13 protein-coding genes and 1 riboswitch are annotated in these 21,133 nt (G+C 33.0%); of the genes, 4 read left to right on the top strand and 9 right to left on the bottom strand.

The genetic code is table 11. The features are described from left to right. Nucleotides 1-3: 3 nt before the first annotated feature. The 5 genes from BWR22_RS12260 to BWR22_RS12240 are packed head-to-tail and all read right to left on the bottom strand — an operon-like array spanning nt 4 to nt 4,078. Nucleotides 4-1,161: an iron-containing alcohol dehydrogenase gene (locus BWR22_RS12260; protein ID WP_076733953.1), complete on the bottom strand. Its 1,158-nt coding sequence runs from the start codon at nt 1,159-1,161 to the stop codon at nt 4-6. Between the two features lie 21 nt (nt 1,162-1,182). After that, nucleotides 1,183-2,178, bottom strand: coding sequence for an NADP-dependent oxidoreductase (locus tag BWR22_RS12255; RefSeq protein ID WP_076733952.1), 996 nt, complete (start codon nt 2,176-2,178; stop codon nt 1,183-1,185). Nucleotides 2,179-2,187: 9 nt separating this feature from the next. Further along, a complete protein-coding gene (locus tag BWR22_RS12250; RefSeq protein ID WP_076733951.1) occupies nt 2,188-2,820 on the bottom strand; it encodes a nitroreductase family protein in 633 nt (210 codons plus the stop codon). A gap of 6 nt (nt 2,821-2,826) precedes the next feature. Further along, a complete protein-coding gene (locus BWR22_RS12245) occupies nt 2,827-3,492 on the bottom strand; it encodes an NAD(P)H-binding protein (RefSeq protein WP_076733950.1) in 666 nt (221 codons plus the stop codon). Nucleotide 3,493: 1 nt separating this feature from the next. Beyond that, complete coding sequence (locus BWR22_RS12240; protein ID WP_076733949.1) at nt 3,494-4,078, bottom strand: TetR/AcrR family transcriptional regulator; 585 nt, start codon at nt 4,076-4,078, stop codon at nt 3,494-3,496. A gap of 162 nt (nt 4,079-4,240) precedes the next feature. Between BWR22_RS12240 and BWR22_RS12235 the strand changes: the two genes are divergently transcribed. Next, complete coding sequence (locus tag BWR22_RS12235) at nt 4,241-5,329, top strand: alkene reductase (protein ID WP_076733948.1); 1,089 nt, start codon at nt 4,241-4,243, stop codon at nt 5,327-5,329. Between the two features lie 81 nt (nt 5,330-5,410). Here the strand turns inward: BWR22_RS12235 and BWR22_RS12230 are convergent, their stop codons facing one another. Then, nucleotides 5,411-6,724 carry a Na+/H+ antiporter NhaC family protein gene (locus BWR22_RS12230; protein ID WP_076733947.1) on the bottom strand — a complete coding sequence of 438 codons (1,314 nt, stop codon included), beginning with the start codon at nt 6,722-6,724 and terminating at the stop codon, nt 5,411-5,413. 50 nt (nt 6,725-6,774) lie between these two features. After that, nucleotides 6,775-6,871: riboswitch (SAM-I-IV-variant riboswitch) on the bottom strand. Nucleotides 6,872-7,005: 134 nt separating this feature from the next. On the opposite strand from BWR22_RS12230, the gene BWR22_RS12225 reads away from it, so the two are divergent. The 3 genes from BWR22_RS12225 (at nt 7,006) to BWR22_RS12215 (ending at nt 9,304) form a co-directional block, all read left to right on the top strand. Continuing rightward, on the top strand, nt 7,006-7,629 hold the full coding sequence (locus BWR22_RS12225) for a TetR/AcrR family transcriptional regulator (protein ID WP_076733946.1): 624 nt from the start codon (nt 7,006-7,008) through the stop codon (nt 7,627-7,629). Nucleotides 7,630-7,641: 12 nt separating this feature from the next. After that, nucleotides 7,642-8,127: an Mpo1 family 2-hydroxy fatty acid dioxygenase gene (locus BWR22_RS12220; RefSeq protein WP_076733945.1), complete on the top strand. Its 486-nt coding sequence runs from the start codon at nt 7,642-7,644 to the stop codon at nt 8,125-8,127. Between the two features lie 172 nt (nt 8,128-8,299). Continuing rightward, the gene (locus BWR22_RS12215; protein ID WP_076733944.1) at nt 8,300-9,304 is read left to right on the top strand and encodes an LLM class flavin-dependent oxidoreductase; all 1,005 of its coding nucleotides are present in this window, start codon (nt 8,300-8,302) and stop codon (nt 9,302-9,304) included. Here BWR22_RS12215 and BWR22_RS12210 read toward each other — a convergent pair. From BWR22_RS12210 to BWR22_RS12200, 3 genes are all read right to left on the bottom strand, one after another. Further along, nucleotides 9,301-10,302, bottom strand: coding sequence for a PorP/SprF family type IX secretion system membrane protein (locus BWR22_RS12210; RefSeq protein ID WP_076733943.1), 1,002 nt, complete (start codon nt 10,300-10,302; stop codon nt 9,301-9,303). The genes BWR22_RS12215 and BWR22_RS12210 overlap by 4 nt on opposite strands. Before the next feature lie 21 nt (nt 10,303-10,323). Beyond that, nucleotides 10,324-18,534 carry a T9SS type B sorting domain-containing protein gene (locus tag BWR22_RS12205; RefSeq protein ID WP_076733942.1) on the bottom strand — a complete coding sequence of 2,737 codons (8,211 nt, stop codon included), beginning with the start codon at nt 18,532-18,534 and terminating at the stop codon, nt 10,324-10,326. Between the two features lie 67 nt (nt 18,535-18,601). After that, on the bottom strand, nt 18,602-21,133 hold the full coding sequence (locus BWR22_RS12200) for a PorP/SprF family type IX secretion system membrane protein (protein WP_076733941.1): 2,532 nt from the start codon (nt 21,131-21,133) through the stop codon (nt 18,602-18,604).

The following is a 21,133-nucleotide window of genomic DNA, read 5'->3' as shown; positions in this document are numbered from 1 at the left end:
AATTTAGTAGGCCATTTTTACAATCTTCTCTGCATCTTCTGGCATTAAAGCTTGACGCTCACCTAATTTCCAACCTCTAGTTTTAAAACGTTTGGCAACTTCTTCAGCTGTTCCTTCGTAATCTTTTGTGTAGTCTGATAACTTCGTATCAATACCAAGTTCATGGAAAAAAGCTTCGGTTTTTGCAATAGCTTCATAGGCTTTATCGTCTGTGCTACCTTCTGTAATATTCCAAACACGTTCACCATATTGTGCTAATTTTTCCTTTTTAGCTTCAAAATTATATTTGTAATGACTTGGTGCAATTACAGCTAAGGTACGTGCGTGATCAATACCAAATAAAGCGGTTAACTCGTGACCCATCATGTGGATTGCCCAATCTCCTGGAACTCCTTTTTGAATTAGTCCGTTTAACGCCATCGTACAACTCCACATAAAGTTAGATGCTGCTTGGTAATTTGTAGGATCTTTTAATACTGTTGGTGCAACTTCTACTAATGTTTGTAATATACTTTCTGCAAAGCGATCTTGTAATAATGCGCCAATTGGATACGTCATGTATTGCTCTAAAACGTGTGTAAAGGCATCGGTTAATCCGTTTGCTAATTGACGTTCTGGAATAGAGGTAATTACTTGCGGATCTAATATTGAAAACTCAGGAAATAAACCTGGTCCACCCATGGCAAGCTTTTCTTTAGTTTCTTCACGTGTAATTACTGCTCCAGAATTCATTTCAGATCCTGTTGCAGGTAAGGTTAACACAGTTCCAAATGGCATTCCTTTTTCGGTTCTAATATTTTTAGTTAAAATATCCCAAGGTGTATCACCATCATACACAGCAGCTGCAGATAAAAATTTAGTTCCGTCAATTACAGAGCCACCACCAACTGCTAGTAAATAGGTGATATTTTCGTCTTTAATTACTTTTAAAGCATCCATTAAAGTTGCGTATTCTGGATTTGCAGGAATACCTCCAAACTCAGTGACATCAACGTCTGCTAAAGCGGTTTTTACTTGGTCGTAAATTCCGTTTTTCTTAATACTTCCTCCACCATAAAGCAATAATACTTTAGCATCTGCTGGAATTTCTTCTTTTACTTTTTCTATGGTATCCTTTCCAAAAATAATTTTTGTAGGATTTTTAAAATCAAAATTGTTCATCTTCTTTTTCTTTTTTGGTTATTATATTTTTACAATCATTTTTCCTTTGTTTTTACCTTCAAATAAATCGATAAAAGCTTGAGGAATATTATCGAAACCATCAACAATAGTTTCGGTATAGGTTAATTTTTCTTCGGCTAACCAACCTGCTAATTTTTGAATGGCTTCCGGGAATTTTTCAGCATAATTACTTACTATAAAACCTTGCATCAACGCACTGTTTTTTACTAAGAATGGTTGTACACTTAAGCTAGTAGGTAATTCAGTTTCATTATAAACCGAAATGGCGCCACAAATTATAATTCTTGCAAATTGATTTATACTGAATAAAACAGCATCTGAAATTGGTCCGCCAACATTATCAAAATACACATCTACACCATTTGGCGCAGCTTCTGCAATTGCAGATTTCATGTCTTTTGTTGTGTTGTAATTTATACCTTCATCAAAACCGAATTTACTTTTTAGCATCTCGATTTTTTCATCTGTACCAGCAATACCAATAACGCGTAAACCTAGAATTTTAGCTATTTGTCCAACAACACTACCAACTGCTCCTGCAGCTCCTGAGACTACAATAGTTTCATCTTTTTTAGGTTTTCCTATTTCGGTTAATCCTAAATAAGCTGTTAAACCTGTCATACCTAAAACACCTAAATAAGTACTCAAAGGTGCTTTTTCTGGATCTACTTTATTTAAACCTTCACCATTAGACACTTGTTGTGTTGACCAGTTTAACATACCAGAAACGTAATCTCCAATTTGGAATTTTTCGTTTTTAGATTCTAAAACTTTAGCCACAACACCAGAGTGTACAGGTTCGTTTAATTTAAAAGGTTCTACATAAGATTTTGCATCGCTCATTCTTCCTCTTAAATATGGATCAACCGAAACGTAGGCTGCTTCTAATAAAATCTCTCCATCTGAAATGGTTAGCGTTTTATCTTCTTCTACAAATTCAAAATTTGAAAGTGTAGGTTTTCCTTCGGGTCTACTTTTTAATTTTATCGATTTCATATGTGTTTTTTATTCAATTACGGTTACCAACTTGTCCATAGGTTTTCTAACCTTTTCAAGATTTACTAACCAATCTTCATCTTCTTTTCTATAACCAACTGGTAATAATACAGCACTACGTAATCCTTTTGCGCGTAGTCCTAGAATTTGATCTACAGCTTCTGCATCAAAACCTTCCATTGGTGTTGTGTCTACACCTTCGTAAGCAGCAGCAACTATAGCATGAGCAAAAGCAATGTACGCTTGTTTTGCAGCATGGTTAAAGTTTTCTTCTGCATCTTTTTGAGGATAAGAGTTTAATAATTGTTGGCGGTAATTTTCCCAACCTTCGTTTTTAAAGCCACGAATATCATTGGTTAAATCGAACATATAATTAATGCGCTCTTTTGTGTAAGTGTCCCAAGCAGCAAAAATGAATAGGTGCGAACAGTCTGTAATTACAGATTGATTCCAGCCAACTTCTCTTATTTTTTCTTTAATGTCTTTATTTTTAATTACTATAATCTCAAAAGGTTGTAAACCTGATGATGTTGGAGCTAAGCGTGCAGCTTCTAAAATACGTTCTATTTTATCTTCGGAAACTTTCTCACCATTCATGGCTTTTGCTGCGTATCTCCAGTTTAATTTGTCTAGTAATTCCATAGTTTTTTAGTTGTTTTTTGTGATTCGTTTTATATCGTTTGAAGTAATAATGACTTCAGAATAATTTTTACTATTTGCCAGATTAATCATGGCTTGTGCCATACGTTCTGGGTTTGTTATTTTGTATTTCTTTAATTTTCCGAAGAATAAAGGTTGAATAACTTTAAATACAGCTTTGCCAATAGCTTCTAAAGTGCGACTTTCTTTACGGTCACCACCAATTAAAGACGGTTGAAAAATAAACGTTTTTTTAATGTCTTGCTTTAACACATCGCGTTCCATTTCGCCTTTTGTTTTATTGTAAAACACACTGCTTTTTGCATCTGCACCCAAGGCTGAAATAACTAAAAAAGTATCAATATCATTGGCTTTAGCTAATTTTGCTGCTGAAACAGGAATACCATAATCTATTTTTTTATATAAGTCCTTATCTGGTGTTTTTGCTTTGGTGGTACCAATACAACAGAAGACTTGGTCTCCAGTAAAATCGTTTTTAAATTGCTCGATTTCTAATAAATCACCAATAAACTGGGTGACTTTACTAGGTAAACCTTCAATTTTAGAACGCGAAAATAACTTGATGCTTTTATAGCGTTCATCATCTATAAGTTGGTTTAATAATAAACCACCTGTTAATCCTGATGCACCTAATATAATTGCTGTTTTTTTCATATTATTGACATACTTTTATACTGCTCCAAGCAGATTGATAAGCTTCTTCTAAATGCGTTTTGTCTAATGTAAAAACACCTCGTTTTTGAATAATCATTAAAAACGATAACGGATTTATAGCATAGGCATATAGTAAATAATCAGACAACGGTTTTATAATACCTTCTTGTCTACCACGTTCCCAAAGGTCGAGTAGTGGCTGTAAGTGCTTAATACCTTCTTGTCTGCTTTCTTCATCTATCATTGGTGTATTATCACATTGCGCTAAAAACATAGCATTTTCGCACTCTTTAAGTTTAAAATCTGCAATACGATTCCAAATGAGTTTAAAACCTTCTTCAACAGACATTGTTTCATTATACGTTTCAAAAGCGTAGCTTGTGTATTGAGCTTTAACTTCTATGTAAGTTTGATTAACAAGGTCTTGTTTATTTTCAAAATACAAGTATATAGTAGCAGGTGAGACCTTAGCCATTTTTGCTATTTTACTCATTGGAGTCGCGTGAAAACCGTTGTTGTTTACCAACTCGATTGTCGCTTTTACCAATGCGTTTCGTTTGTCTATACTTTTTTGAAGTTTTGCCATTTCTGTTTAAATTCTGATGCAAAGATATGTAAAAATGAACGTTCATTCTTTTTTTTAACAAAGGTTTATACTTTAAAAGAAAATTACGTTAAACTTTTGAAAATTAGTCGTTAAAAACAATCCTGTAATATAGTTTTGTAAAAATAGAAACCAAAAATTACTATGAGCAAACAACACCTTTTAACACCTTATAAAAAAAATATATCATTAAATAATAGAGTCGTTATGGCACCAATGACGCGTAGTCGTGCAGATAATGATGGTAAAGTACCAACCAACGATTTACACGGTTTGTATTATGAGCAACGAGCATCGGCTGGATTAATAATTACCGAAGGATCTCAAGTGTCTAAACAAGCTGTTGGTTATATAAACACACCAGGAATCCATACCGACGAACAAGTAGAAGGTTGGAAAAAAGTTACACAACGTGTACACGATAAAGACGGGAAAATTTTCATTCAATTATGGCATGTAGGCCGTATGTCTCATCCAGATTTTCATGACGGCGATTTACCAGTTTCGGCTTCAGCTATAAATCCAAGTGCTAAATCGTTTACACCAGATGGTTTTAAGGATACAGTAACGCCAAAAGCAATGACTATTGAAGAGATTAAACAAACGGTTAAAGATTTTCAAGATGCAGCAGTAAACGCAGTAGAAGCTGGTTTTGATGGTGTAGAAATACACTCGTCTAACGGTTATTTATTTCAGCAATTTTTTAATGCTTGTTCTAATGAAAGAACCGATGAATATGGAGGTTCTATTGAAAATAGAGCGCGTTTCTTTTTCGAAGTTTTAGACGCCATGAAGGAAGTGATTCCGCAGGAAAAAATAGGAGCACGTTTTAATCCATCGTTACATGGCATGTCTGGAATTACTGTAGACGAAGAGACTATTCCTACGTTTGAATACATCATTAAAAAGTTAAACGATTACAACTTAGCGTATATTCACTTATCAGAACCTTTTACAGATGTCTCTGAAGTGCCTTTTGCTGTCACAGACATTGCGAAACATTTTAGACCATTATACAATGGAACATTAATGATTAATACCGATTTTGATCAAGACAAAGGAAACCAAGTTTTAGAAGCTGGTGATGCCGATTTAGTAGCCTACGGAAAGCCATTTATTTCTAATCCAGATTTAGTGGAGCGTTTTGAAAATAATATTGAATTAGCAGATTGGGATAAAGATACATTTTACACCACAGGACCTGAAGGTTACACAGATTACCCAAAGGCATAACACCAATAAATAATAAATATAAAAAGCGTCTAATTAGTTTTTAGACGCTTTTTTGTTTGTGCGTAAAATATTGATTTATATTTAATTGTGTTTTATTTTTAAAAGTGAAGGTCTAAATGTTATAAATATAATCGTGTAAATAAATAATAGTAATAAGTACCAAGTATTAGATACTAAATCTAAGTAATCTATTTTACCATTCGAAAAGCTTAAAATCATTAAGACTTGTGCGCCATAAGGTAAAATACCTTGCACAATACACGCAAAAATATCTAAAATTGAAGCTGTTTTTTTATTGTCTAATCCATACTCATCGTTTATAGTTTTAGCAATTGGACCAGCAATAATTATTGATACTGTATTATTTGCAATTGCCATGTTTATGGTACCAACTAAAGAGGCAATTCCCAACTGTGCTGACGTCTTGTTTTTAATCAGTTTTTTAATATTGTTTAATATGTAATCTATTCCTCCATTTTTAGAGACTAAAGCAGCCAAACCACCTGTTAATAGCGATAGTAAAAATATTTCGGTCATGCTTGTAAAACCTGTGTATGCTATTTTGGTAGATTCAATTAACGTGAAATCGCCGTAAATAATCCCTAAAAGTCCACCAGCAATAACACCTAAAAGTAAAGTTACAAATACGTTAATTCCTATGATAGATAGTATAATAACTAGTAAATAAGGCAGTATTTTAATTACAGAATAGCTGTAAACTGTTGTGTCTTCAACGTTAGTTTCTAATCCTAAACCTTGAATAATTAGTATCGCAATAGTAAATAAAGCTGCTGGTAACGCTATTTTAATGTTCTGCTTAAATTTATCACTCATTTTACAACCTAAAGATTGTGTTGCAGCAATGGTAGTGTCTGATATTACAGATAAGTTATCACCAAACATACTTCCTCCTAAAAGTGCACCGCAAAGTATGGCTAAATCCACACTACTTTTATCTGCAAAACCAATAACAATAGGAGCTAAAGCTACAATTGCTCCAACCGAAGTTCCTGTAGAAACTGATAAAAATGCAGCAATGACGAACACACCAAAGTAAATGTATTGTATGGCTATAAAATCTAATCCTAAATTAACAATAGCATCAACGCTTCCTGTGGCTTTGGTAATAGCCGCAAATGCACCTGCTAATAAATAGATTAAACACATGGTTAAAATCTTATCATCGCCACAACCTTTTAAAAGCGTTTCAATTTTAGAATTTATAGATTGTCTAAACATTAAAAATGCGACAATAATACCAACTATAACTGCAATTGGAGCAGGAAGCGCATAAAAGTCGTTTTGATAAATTCCAACACCTAAAAACGTGAATACAAATACGAATAGCGGAATTAAAGCTGAGAGTTTTGGAGTAATTTGTTGTGGACTTGCCATTTTTCTTTTTCATTTTAAAAAGGAAATAGCAATCAAAATAATAAGAAAGATGAGTTAACATTTGTTCCAATTAATTGGCTTATCTATTTAGCACCTTGCTTGTTATTGCAGGTTGCTATCTCCTTTTAGAGATTCTTGATAATTAATTTTAAGTCTGCAAAAGTAGGGCAGAAAGTAATACGTAATTATTAAAAAGTGTTAATTTTTAAATCTATTTTTCAAAGAATTAGTAAGCGCTTACTAATTTTATTTTTAAATTAGTAAAATAAAACTAATTTATATTGAAAGAAAAAAGCAAATTAAAAGCAATTTCATTATTTAACAGCAACGGTATTGCTAATGTGTCTATGAAACAAATTGCAGATGCACTTAAAATTAGTGCTGGAAATTTAAGTTATCATTATAAAAATAAAGAAATGTTATTGGCTTCAATTTATGACGATATGTATAATGAAACTTTAGATTATATTCTTCCAAAAAACACATATATTACTTTATTTCATTTTGAAGAAATGATGCTAAGGTTTTCTAATTTACAGCAACGCTATTCTTTTTTCTTTAATGATGTAGTTCATATTATAAAAACCTATCCAAAAATCGCAAAACAGTATGAGAAATCTAGCTTAACACGATTTAAGGAGGCGAGAAAGTTAATGGAATATTATATTGAAACACAACGGTTAAAACCAGAAGATAATATAATAGATTATAATAAAACCATACATACCATTTGGATGACAAGCACCTTTTGGCAAGCACAAAAACTTGCTATACAATCTCCAAATTATACTATAAATCAATGCTCATCTATCGATATGCTTTGGCAATTGTTATTACCATATTTAACCAAAAAAGGTAGAGACGAATACCTACAATTAAAACAATTTGTAACTAGAACTAACTAAATTTTATCCCTTATGAGAACTATAGATTCATTATTATCAGAATATGCAGAAAGTCACCAAAAGAAGCTAAATATAGCTATACATTACATTTGTGTGCCACTTATCTTTTTTAGTTTAATAGGTTTGTTAGCAGCAATACCAATGCCTAATAGTATTACTAGCGCTTTGCCTGTAAGTGTTTTACCATATGCCCATTTTGGTACAGTTGTTATTGTATTAGGTCTAATTTATTATTTACGACTTTCAACAGTATTATTCATAGGTATGCTAATATTTTCTGCAATCGTTTTATTTTTAATAAATCTAATAGCTAGTTTAAATTTTGCGCCATTATGGTTAATAATGCTTGTTATTTTTGTTGTAGCATGGATTGGACAATTTATAGGACATAATCACGAAGGAAAAAAGCCATCATTTATAAAAGATTTACAGTTTTTAATGATTGGTCCAGCTTGGACAATGAGTCATTTATTTGATGCTTTAGGTGTAAAATATTAGCCTCGATTTTAATAATTTGTAGGAGTTTATTATTGCAATTATTACTCTCATTTATTATTGTGCTTAGTGTTTAATTAACAATTTATTAGATTTATAGTTTAAGACGTTCTGTAACTTTGTAATGTTAATATGAAGAAGAAAATCCTTGTATTAGGATTAAGCATTACAAGTTATGAAAACATCACACACACTATATTCTATATTAGATCTTGCATTAGTCTCGCAAAACCATACATTAAAACAAACTTTTAATAATGTATTAAAGCTTGCTCAAGAAGCAGAAAAATATGGTTATACACGTTTTTGGTTAGCAGAACATCACAACTCCGAAAATATTGCAAGTAGCGCAACTTCAATATTAATTGGTTATGTAGCGCAAGGTACAAATACATTACGTATTGGTTCTGGAGGTATTATGCTACCTAATCATTCGCCATTAATAATTGCGGAACAATTTGGTACATTAGGTTCGTTATATCCAGATAGAATAGATCTTGGATTAGGTCGTGCACCAGGAACCGACAGAGAAACAGCTCAAGCCATACGGTCTGATTTTATGCAGGCAGCACATTCGTTTCCAAATGAATTAGATAAAATACAACGTTTTTTTTCTAAAGATAATGTGCCTTCTAAAGTTCGTGCTACTGTTGCCGAAGGTGTAAATGTGCCTGTTTATATTTTAGGTTCTAGTACAGATAGTGCGCACTTGGCAGCAAAAAAAGGATTGCCTTATGCTTTTGCAAGTCATTTTGCTACTACACATTTATGGGATGCTTTAAATATTTATCGTAAAGAGTTTAAACCTTCACAAGAATTACAAAAACCTTACGTAATGGCAGGTGTAAATATTATTATTGCCGATACAGACGAAGAGGCACAGCGTTTATCTACATCATTAATACGATTAATTGTAGGAATATTAACTGGTAAACGTGACTATGTACAGCCACCAACAGCTTTAACAGATGATTTAAAGGAAGTTTTAAATCATCCGCAAGTTCAACAGATGTTAAAATATTCTTTTATTGGTAGTAAGTCTACTGTAAAATCTCAAGTAAAAACGTTTATGGAACAATCTCAAGTAGATGAATTAATAGCTGTTTCTCATATTTATGATATTGATGCTAGAATAAAGTCTTATAAAATGTTTTCTGAAATAATGAAAGAGCTTAATTAATTCTTTTTATTTAAACCAGCGCCTCTGTACTTTCTCCAACTTGTGCCTTTAGTACAAGGACAATCGCTAATACCTTGTAGAAAATCTATTCCAATGGTAATAGAATGTGTGCCAGAATTAAAACCAGACAAATCGTTAATTGTTACTTGGTATGAATAGGCAAAATAAAAACCGCTTTTCATTACACCTGCCATAGGTCCAATATTTAATGGTTTTCCAATTTGATCGTTTAAAAAACGATAAGATCCGCCAACCCAATAATAATCTTCTTTACGATTAAATTTTCTATATTTTACATTAATATCTGTACTAGAACGGCCATCGTTATTATATCTTTGATAAAATATAGATGGTTCTATTTCAGTATTCTTTCGTGTTTGAATTATGTAACCAGTATAAGCTTGGAAATTTAATAGTTTACTTGGTTCAATTCCTGTAAAAGCATCAATATCTTTTTCTAAAATATTATTTGCATTTAAGCTTAAATAAAACATTTTATAGCGATAAAGAGCGCCAACATCAAAGTTATTATTGTTTATAGCTCTATCGTCTACAATACTTGGATCTACAATAGGCATCTCTTCTGTACCTTCAAAATTTTCTATATCTATTCTAAAACTATTAATGTTGTAAGATAAACCAAACGATAAATATTGACGTGATTTATAGTCTAATACTAAATGTTGAGCAAACGAAAATTTAGCTCCTTTTTGGCGCGTATTTCCGTTTTTGTCATTATACAATGAAATACCAACACCAGAGCGGTTAGCGATTCTAAAATCTGCATATAGAGCTTGATTGTCTGGTGCATTTTTAATGCCAACCCATTGTGTTAATCCGTTAGCTCTAATTCTTAAATTATCTCCAATTCCTGCATAGGTTGGTGAAATAACAAAATCATTATCTGCTAAATATTGTGTCCAAACGGGTAAATTAAGTTCTTGTCCAAAACTATTAGAAACGATAAAAAGAACGATATATAATGTGATTTTTTTCATGATAATAAATTTTAAGTTCTTTTATCTATATAGTGTAAAATGTCCTACGTATTCTTTCTTTAAGAGTTCGCTATTTGGTCTTACTACATACCAATAGTCACCTGTTGGTAATTCTGTGCCATTATAGCGTCCATCCCAATAATGTCCAACTCGGTAGGTTGCTACTTTTCGACCATAACGATCGAAAATATCGAAGGTTAAATCTGGAAAATCATCTACACAACCTGGAGCCCAAGTATCTGCAGTACCATCACCATTTGGAGAAAAGTAATTAGGTATACAAGGTCCAATTATATCTATATTTATTGAGGCTTGAGCTTGGCATCCTGAAGTGTCTGTAACAATAATGGTGTATGTGCCAACTTGTGTAACAGTAAATTCGTTTGTAGTACCGTAATTTTGGTTATTAAACGTATAGCTGTAAGTTCCAATACCACCGGTAGTTTGCGCAATAATTTCACCAGGAGCATCACCTTCAATTAAATTTAAAGCAAGAGGTTGAAAGTTTTCAATAGTGAAAAATTCGGTGTATTGTATGCAACCGTTTTCATGCGTAACCTCTATATAATGTTCTGCTCCAGACGCATAGTCTACATTGGTAAATACATTACTTGTTTGGGAGCCAATACCATCTAAAGAATAGGATAATACGCTTGTATCTGTAATACTTTCATCTACATATACTGTAACAATATTTGTAAGTGAGTTGTTGTCACATAAATATTCAAGAGTTATTATTGGATCTAACTTAACAGCTTCAGGGAACGTAATATTCCATTCGGATTCACAACCTAAATCATCTATAACATACACAACATGATCACCTCCGTTTAAATTTGTAAAATCAAAAACAGTTTGCGTAGCTGTCCCAACAGTATATGTTCCATTAATATCGTCTAAAGCCACGCTATAAGGTAAACTGCCTCCAGAGATTTCTATACTAAAAGCACCATTTGCTTCGCCTTCACAAGTTTCTTCAAACATAGAATCTGGTACAATTTGTAGAATTACAGGAATAGGATCTGTAATTGTAAATGTATCTGTATAGAAACAACCTAAAATATCTTGTGCAATAAATTGATATGTTCCTGGTGCTAAATTTTCAAAAACATTAGTATCGAAAAATTGATCTAATTGTGGAGAAATAGCATATTTAATAATACCTGTTCCACCGGAAGCGTTAATTGTTAAAATACCATCATTGCTTCCGCTACAAGTAATTTCGTTTACTTCAAAATCTACTTGTAATGGGTTGGTAGGCTCTGTTATTGTTACTGTTTCAGATGTTGTTAAACAGTTGTCACTAATAATATTTACAGTATATGTTCCTGCGGTTAATCCTGTAAAAGATGCAGGACTGTCTGTTGTTGTTGTAATGTTATTAGAAGCATCTTCTAGCTCGTAAGTGTAATTTCCTAAACCACCTTGAGCAGTTGCTACAATACTTCCGTTGCTATCACCAGCACAATTAATTGTAGGATTATCGCTTTGTAAGTTAATTACTAAATCTGGTAGTGTATCTATAGTAATTTCATTAGAAACATTAGCAATACAACCGTTGGCATCTCTTACATAATATTGGTATGTTCCAGGAGTAACAGCTATTGTTGTCGAACTTGTAAATGTTCCTAAAATGTTAGCAAAATTACTAGTGTCACTATAAGTATAAATTCCTGTTCCACCATTTGCCGATAAAGTAAGCTCGTAAGTAATAGGGCAAGTTTGTGTACTTGTGTTAACTAAATTCGCGGTAATTGGTGTTGGTTCGTTTATAACAATTGTAGGAGAGTTTAATTCACAATTATAACCATCTGTAATGGTTATAGAATATGTTCCAGCACCTAAGTTATTAAAAACATTACTGTTTTGTGGTCCAGAAATACTCGTTGTAGGTGAATCTGTATTTAAAGTATATGTGTAATTAGAACCTTGTCCGCCAGTTACATTGCTAACTGTAATACTTGCGTTTTGATCTCCATAACAATCAACAGTATTAGCACTTGCTGTAAATGTTGCGTTTATAGGATTTGGTGTATTTAATGTTATGCTTTCTGAAACAATACAACCTTCATTATCTCTTACATTAACAGTATATGTTCCTGCAGATAAATTTTCGAAAGCTCCATTAGAACTATATGGAACGGTTGCGTCTCCTGTTAATTCATATTCTAGATTTCCCCAACCGCCAGAAGCAACAGCAGTTATTGTTCCAATATTATTATCGCAAGTAACATTAGAAGTTTCTGTAACAGTAAGTGTTAATGCTTCAGAAGGTGAGCTAATAACAACTGTTGAGGTTGCAGAACAAAATGGATTTTCGGTTTCTATAATTTCTACTGAAAAAGTTCCTGCTTGCATACCTGAAACAGTAAGTGGATTTGTTGAGGTGTTAGCATTAACTACACCAGTAACTGATGCTCCAGAACTATCAAAAACATTATAGGTATAAGCACCAGTGTAACCACTAACGTTAATATCAAAAGTTCCAGAATTGTCTCCAAAACAAGTTACAGAAGTTGGTGAAGTTGTAAATGTTGGAGCAGTAGCAGCAGCTAATGAAACAGTAACATCTTCTGTACATGATGTAACGTTATCTGTAACTGTTACCACATAAATACCAGATGGTACTCCAGAAAATATGTTTCCACTTAAACTTATTGATGATGGATTTGGACTAATACTATAACTAAATGATCCAGAGCCATTTAAAGCATCTATTGTAATTTCTCCATCATCATCATTACAAGTTGGTAATGCCGTTACATTAGGAGTAATTGTAATTGGAGCAGGAATGTTTACAGTTACCGTATTGCCACAACCATTGGCATCTTGAACTTCTATAGTATATGTTCCTGAGTATAAATTTGAAATTGTAAATGGAGCATTTTGAGATTGAAAAGCACCACCATTAAAACTATAACTATATGGAGCAATACCAGGATTATCTAGTGTTACATCAATTTCAAAATTTCCTTCATCTGTAGTACATAAATCGTCTACTGTAGCAGAAATAACAGGAGTGTCATCCATTGGTAAAATCACCACTGGACTTGAAATAATACAACCATAAGCATCTATTACATGTACATAATAGTTTCCTGCATCTTGATTAAATGTACTTGCCGTTGCCCAAGCAGGATCTGAAGCTGTTGGAGCAGTAGCAGTTGTTGTTATTTGATATTGATATGGAGCTGTTCCGTTTTGTGCCACAGCACTTATAACTCCAGAATTAGGGTTACAATTTGCATTTTGATCTACTGAAGTGGTTAAGCTTAATAAAAATGCAGATTCTGTAATATTAAAAGGAACTGTAACTATGCCACAACCAGCGTTTGTTCCAGACGTTTCTGTTATTGAAACAAAGTAGTTACCAAAAGGTAACGGACCTAAATTTGTTTCAGTAAAAGAACCGTTTGCAGTTACAGTTCCTGTACCTGAAACACCTGTGGTTTGTAATGATAATGAATTAAAAATTTCGAAAGAAATTGCAGTATCTACACTATAAATGCTATTTACAGTAAAAGAAACATTTCCATCTGCACTACCAGTACATGTAATATTGTTAGCGCTTACTGCATCAACTGTAAGTGTTGAGTTTGTTGGTATTGGAGTAGTTGCAGGCTCATAATAACTACACATTGTCGATTCATCATAAACTATAAATGTATAGGTTACTCCAGAGGTTAAACCTGTAAATGTTGCCGATTGACTACCAGGACTATCTTCTGGTAACCATGTTCCCGTAGGATAAACAGTACTTGGGCCTTCGTAAATACTAAAATGAAATGGTCCTGTACTACTTAAAGTAGAACCAACACTTACTTCGGCTTCACCACCAGTTGTACAATCTACAGTTGTAGTTATATCTATATCTAAATCTGTTGGAGGAGAAGCTACTAATACATCTTGCTGTAAAATAGAACAACCATTAGCATCTACTATATTAATTTCATATAAGCCAAAGTCTACAACATCAAAACTTACAGAAGTAGAACCTGTATTATTTAATTCAGAATTTGAGTATCCATTTGTTCCTGTTACAAAGTAATTATAAGGTGCGGTTCCACCGGTTACTGAAGTAACAATTACCGATCCTTGAGAAACACCAGTACTTGTACACGTAATATCTACAGTATCGTATGTCATTACAATAGGATCTGGTTCACTAATAGTAATGGTTTCTGTTCCTGTACAAGAATTAGCGTCTGTAATTGTTATTGTATAAGTTCCGGCAGTTAATCCAGATGTTTGAGTTCCATAGTTTACACCAGTAGTGTCATTATTAACGTTAATTGTAAATGGAGCTGTACCAACAGTATCGTCAATAGTTATATCAATTGAAGCATTAGCATCTCCATTACAAATAACACTTTGTGATTCTACTACAGCACTTAATGCAGGAGGAGTAATAGGAGTTATAGTAATTTCATTAGATTCTGCAATACAGTTATTAGCATCTGTTATTTGAAATTGATATGTTCCTGGTGTTGAAGTTGCGTAATTAAATGTTGGTGGAGTAGTACCTAAATCTGTGTATGTTCCACCATCTATAGAAACAGCATAAGTATATGGAGCAGTACCAGTAATAGTTCCAGAAATTTCGGCATCTGGTGTTGCAGTACAGTCTAAATTTGAAGTTAATACCACATTTACAGTTGGTGTTACAATTGGATCTATTGTTATAGATTCACTATAAATACAATCGTTTTCATCTCTAACTTGAAAAGTATAAGTATCTGGAGCTAATCCAGAAAATATTGTAGCTGTTTGGTATGCTGTTGCACTAGATGTTGGAGCAATAATTTGATATTCTAAAACACCAGTTCCTCCAGTAGCTGTTAAAGTAACGTCTGCAGTGTTAGTTGGACAAGTTATAGGAGATACATTAAAAGTTAAATCTGTTGGAGGATTTAAAGGCTCTATAGTAATATCGTTACTTGTTTGTGTACAATTGTTGGCATCTTGCACAGTAATTGTATAAGTGCCAGCAGTTAAATTTGAAAATACACTGCCAGTTTGAAACGTAACACCATCTATACTATATTGATAAGGAGCGTTACCACCTGAAACTTGAGTTACACTAATTGTTCCGTTTGTAGAACAAGTATAGTCTGTTGTTAAAGTCGCTGTTACGTTTATTGGGTCGCTTTCAGAAATAGTAACTGTTTGCGGATCTGTATTACAAACTGAAGTTCCAACAGTATATAATAGAACGACATCGTAATTTCCTACAGCTAAACTAGTAAAAACTGGAGAGTTAAAAAATGTAACACCACCATCAATACTATATTCTATAGAGTTTCCATTAGCGTTTGTTACGTTAACTTCAATGCTTCCTGTATCTAATCCTGCACAGGCAATATCGTTGGTAATTACGTTAAAATCTGGTTCAGGAATAACATCTATTGAAATTGTAGTATTAGCACTACAGTTGTTAGAATCTACAACAGTAATATCGTAAACTCCAGCAGTTGTAACTACTATTTCTGGTACAGTTTGAAAATCTGTTGTACTATTTACAAAGTAGAAATATGGTGGTGTGCCACCTTCTGGATAAACAGTTATTTCACCGTCTGTACATGTTAGCGGACTTGTAATCGCTGCTGTTGTTGTTAATAGTGGTGGCTCAGTAATTGTTATATCTTCAGTATAAGTACAACCATTTTCAGTTTCAACTGTAACTGTATAATCGCCAGGATTTAAGTTTTCAAAAGAATACGTGTTATCTACTATTGGACCAACATTATTTATTGAGGTTGCATTTTGAAATAATTCAAAAGAATATTGAGGATCTACATCGTTAGCAGCTAAATAAATGCTGCCTAATTCTCCATGACATAAAGGTTGAGTAACAATTGATGAAACTGTAAAATTTCGATCTCGAATTTGCACATCTAACACACTAAAAATACATGGGTTTGTATCGACACCAATTTGTCTAATATAAACATTATAAAATCCTGCTGTATTGATAGTAAAAATATTACTAGTTTGAAATGTAACGTTATCTAAACTGTACTCATATCCAGAAGGAACATTGTTTACAGTAATACTTCCTGGTGTAGTACAAATTATATCTGTTGCAACTACTGTTGGTTCAAGTAAGTTTTGGTAAACATTAAAATGAAATTGCACAAAGCAACCACCTTGATAGTTAATTGTTAATCTAAATTGTCCAGCAGTATTAGCTATATAGTCTGATCCTGTTGCTACTTGATTCCATACACATGCATTATCTTCATTTGCACAATCTGGATTTGAAACGGCAGCACAACTAGATTCGTCTAATTGTTCCCAAATTATTGACGTTGCTCCAGCAATATTAGTTTGTATGTCTCTAAAATCTCCTGCACCACATAAAAATATATTTGGTAATAATTCACCATCGTTAGGGCAAGTAACAACCTCATCGGCATATGGAATTACAGGATTATCTATTTCGCCACCATAAAGCTCAACATTAAATTGTTGCTCTATAGATTGACATGGCGCAATAGCAGTATTATATACGTAATAAGTTCCTGTTTCTGTAACTGTTATAGATTGATTTGTACCAATTACAGGTGATCCTGTGGGACTTGTAGACCATGAGTACGAATCGTAACCATCTGCGGCAGTGATTTCTAAACTAGAACCACAAAGAATTTCGTCTTGAATAAATTGGCAATCTAAATCGGTTAAGAAATTTGTTGCTTGTGGAGTAAGTAGGCATCCTGTATTGCTACTTAAACTTGGGTCGTCTGTAATTTCAAACGTTGGATTAAAAAAACCATTGTAGCTCGCAAATGCTTGATTATTTATAATATTTGAACAAGCATCTGCTAACTCATTACAGTTATCAACCACTTGAACTTCAATTCTAATTTCGTAAACAGGATCGTTTTCCTCAACTAAAGAATCTTCAATATTAAAAACAATTTCTCTTGTAGTAGGATTGTAACTAGCAACAGTTACACCTGGCGGAAGTACTAAATCTGTAGGATAATTAAAAATTATATTTACAGGTAGAACATCTCTAATTTGAAAATTTGTAGCATTATCATTTCCTGTATTTTGAAAACCAATAACATAGTTTAAAGAGTCTCCTAAATCTACTATTTGTCCGCCAATGTTATTACCAGCATCATCCTCTACAATTTTTGTTAAAACAATATTTGGTTCGATTATTTCTACAGCAAAGGCGAAAAAATACTGAAAATAAGTATCTCCAGCAGTTTCAAGTCTAACTGTTGCTGATGTAGCATCATTTGCAATAACAGAATTTCCAGGATTTGGAATAGCCATAACTCCGGTGTCGAAACCTAAAGTATTTGTACTATTTGGTACTCTATTGTTTACCGGTGTCGCATCGAGTTGAGTAACTGAACTATTAAAAAAGTTGTTAACAGGACGATCTGCGGCAGATAAATTTATACCATTAAGCAGCATTTGATCACCTAAAATAGGACTATCTCCTTCTAATGTAGCAAACGCAAAATTAGCTCTTACTGGAGCAGGAGCTGGTACTGTTCTAAATCCATCTATTAAAATATCTGCAGTTGGATTTTGTGATGCACTAATGGCACTAAAACCATCGAAACTTGTTATTGATTTTCCTGGTAAAGTAGGATCTTCATAAACCACAAAAAGAGACCAACCTGCCGATTGACCAGTACCATTGTATGGGTTAAAGGTTGATGTTTCTCCAGTGCCAGAAGATACGTTAGCAACGGTGTAAGTGCCTAAATCGGCACCAGAACCAAAAGCGGTAACAATATCTGTTACATCTGCATAACATGCATAAGAAAAGCTGTTTCCTCCATCTACAGAATTGCCATTAGCATCGAATATAACAGTACCTTGAATGTCATTATAACCACCACTTGGGCCTTTAAATTTTACATTTGTAATAGGCTCGTTTCCAGGATTTACTGCACCCCAATAAAGTCCTGCATATTTAATTAAATAGCAGTTTGGATTAGGAATGTTTAAATCTGCACTAGAGGAGCTAAAGGTTGTGTTGTCGCTATCAATGTCGATATAATTCATATCAACATTATGATTGTAAACATTATTGTTATTAAAGGCATTATTATTTGGGCCAAGAATGTTGTTACCTATTAATATAATGTCTCCTTTTAAATCTTCATCGAATCTAGGTGTAAATGGTTCAAAATTTTGTCCAAAGGATTTGAGGCTAAGGAAAAGTAGTGAAACAATAAATACTGCTTTAACATAAGTAGGGATTTTCATGTTTTTTCTGTTTTTGGAACAATTTTATTTTTATCTATTAGGCATTGCTAAAAACAAAATATTATTATTAGTTTTCTATTTTCACGATTGACATTTGTTGGTTATATAAGTTAGTCCCTTTAGCGTTTAAGGATTGATTAGCGTCTTGAATATTATCGAATTTTTTATGATAGATGTAATATTTACTAGAATTTACATCGTAGAAAAAATTCACGTTTTTTTCTCCAGACTGTACTACTTTAGTTAAAAAGTCATCACGTTTACTAACGTCACTATGTACAGCGATTACGAGGTAATATCCGCTTTCTTCTTTATTTATGTTTTTAAGAATTTGGATATTATCACTTTGTTTTGTTCCAAAATCGAAATCATCTTGAGTAAGTTGTTCTTGACTTGAAACAGTATTGTTTTTAATGTTTTGTAATGCAGCTCTATCTTGTACATAGCGCTCATCATCATTATCGAACGAAGCTCGTTTAATTCGTCTTCTACGTTCGTATTCTGTAGATACATTAATATCTTTTAATTCGGTATTTAATTGGTTTTTTGCTTGTATTGCTTTGTTTTGTTCTTGTTCTAATCTCTCTATAGTTTTTTTATAGTATAGGTTTACATTTTCTAATGTTATAATGTTTTCTTCTTGATTTTCATTGTATAAATCTTTTAGTTTTTTAATTTCTTCATTTCGATTTTTAATTACAGTTTCTAACGCATCTTTAATTCTATTTAAATTGTTGTTTTCTTCTGTAATACTTTTAAATGGCTTTGGTTTAACAGTAAGACCTTGTTCGCTTAAATCGTTTTCTTCTTTTAAATCTTTTAAATCTTGATCTTTAATTTTTACAATTTCATCAAACTGTTTTAGTAATTGATTTTGTGTGGTTTTTGATGCTTCTGCTTGCTGTGTTATTGCTAGCATTTCTTTTCCTAACTTCTCTGTTGGGTTTAAAATAGCATCATCTAAAACTTCTGTTTCTTTTGTAGCTTGTGTTTCAGCTTTTACTTGCTGTTCAGCTAATAGTTTAGCTTGTTGTTCTGCTAAAAGTTTAGCTTGAGCATCGGCTTCGGCTTTTGTTTGTTGTTCTGCTAGTAATTTAGCTTGAGCATCGGCTTCGGCTTTAGCTTGTTGTTCAGCTAATAGTTTAGCTTGAGCATCTGCTTCGGCTTTAGCTTGTTGTTCAGCTAATAATTTGGCTTGAGCATCTGCTTCGGCTTTAGCTTGTTGTTCTGCTAATAGTTTAGCTTGAGCATCTGCTTCGGCTTTAGCTTGTTGTTCTGCTAATAGTTTAGCTTGAGCATCGGCTTCGGCTTTTGCTTGCTGCTCTGCTAGTAGTTTAGCTTGTGCATCGGCTTCAGCTTTAGCTTGTTGTTCTGCTAATTGTTTAGCTTGAGCATCGGCTTCGGCTTTAGCTTGTTGTTCTGCTAATAGTTTAGCTTGAGCATCTGCTTCAGCTTTAGCTTGTTGTTCTGCTAATAGTTTAGCTTGAGCATCGGCTTCGGCTTTAGCTTGTTGTTCTGCTAATAGTTTAGCTTGCGCTTCAGTTTCAGCTTTTGCTTGTTGTTCTGCAACAACTTTTGCATTATTAGCTTTTCTTTTTCTAGCAGCAATTCTTCTACGTTTATTATTGTTTTCTGAAATTAAACTGCTTACTTCGTCGCCACTGCTATATTCATATCTTTCGGTGTTTTTAAATCTATAAGCTATAGATATTTCATGAGATGAACCAAAATCTGTTAAGTCACCAAATGGTTTTTCAAAATTATACTCGATAGCAATTTGTGGAGAAATATTTAAACCAAGTCCGCCAGAAGCTCCATAAACAGTATTGTAACCAATTTGTGCCCAAATACCTTTTGGAACCGTAAGCATTGCGATACCTGAAATAATAGTTTCGTCTTTTCTAAATTCTGATTTTACTAAGCCAGAAAATTTACTTTCGTCAAAAAAACCACGTGAAGATAAATAACCAGTATACATAATATGACCTTGAATGGCTTGCTCTGGATTATCTTCTATAAGAGCAGATGAGTTAAAGTTATATGATACTATATTTTTTAATGAAACTCCAAAATCGAAAAATCCAGTTCCGTAATTAATTGCTGGATTTACGGTAAGTATAAAGTTTTCTGGAATGTTTTCTAATGAAGGATCAATAAAATTGGTTACAACTTCACCATCGTTTAAACCACTTTTATATGCACCTATGTTTAAACCAAATGTAAGGTTGCTATCTCTTTGTAATCTAGCATTGTATGCAAAATTTAAAATACCTCCAAAGGTAGTAAGTACTCCATAATTTTGTTGAAAAACACCTAAACCAGCACCTATGTTTTCTCCAAATCTACCAGAGTAACTAGCTAAATAGGTTAGTGGTGCGTTTTCAAATTGTGTCCATTCTCTTTTGTTAGATATGCTTATATATTTATTTTGTTCTCTAACAAAACTAAATGTTGGATTTATTGTAAATCTATTAAATGTTAATGAGTTTCTTATAGGAATATTAAGTGCAACAACACCATCATCTACTACTTCTTCTTGAGAAATTAATAGCTGTATAGAACAGATACATAATACTAAAACGAGAAATAGTGTTTTCAT

The organism is Lacinutrix venerupis (assembly GCF_001971745.1).
Classification (GTDB): Bacteria; Bacteroidota; Bacteroidia; order Flavobacteriales; family Flavobacteriaceae; genus Lacinutrix; species Lacinutrix venerupis.
This window is presented reverse-complemented; position numbering and strand designations above follow the sequence as displayed.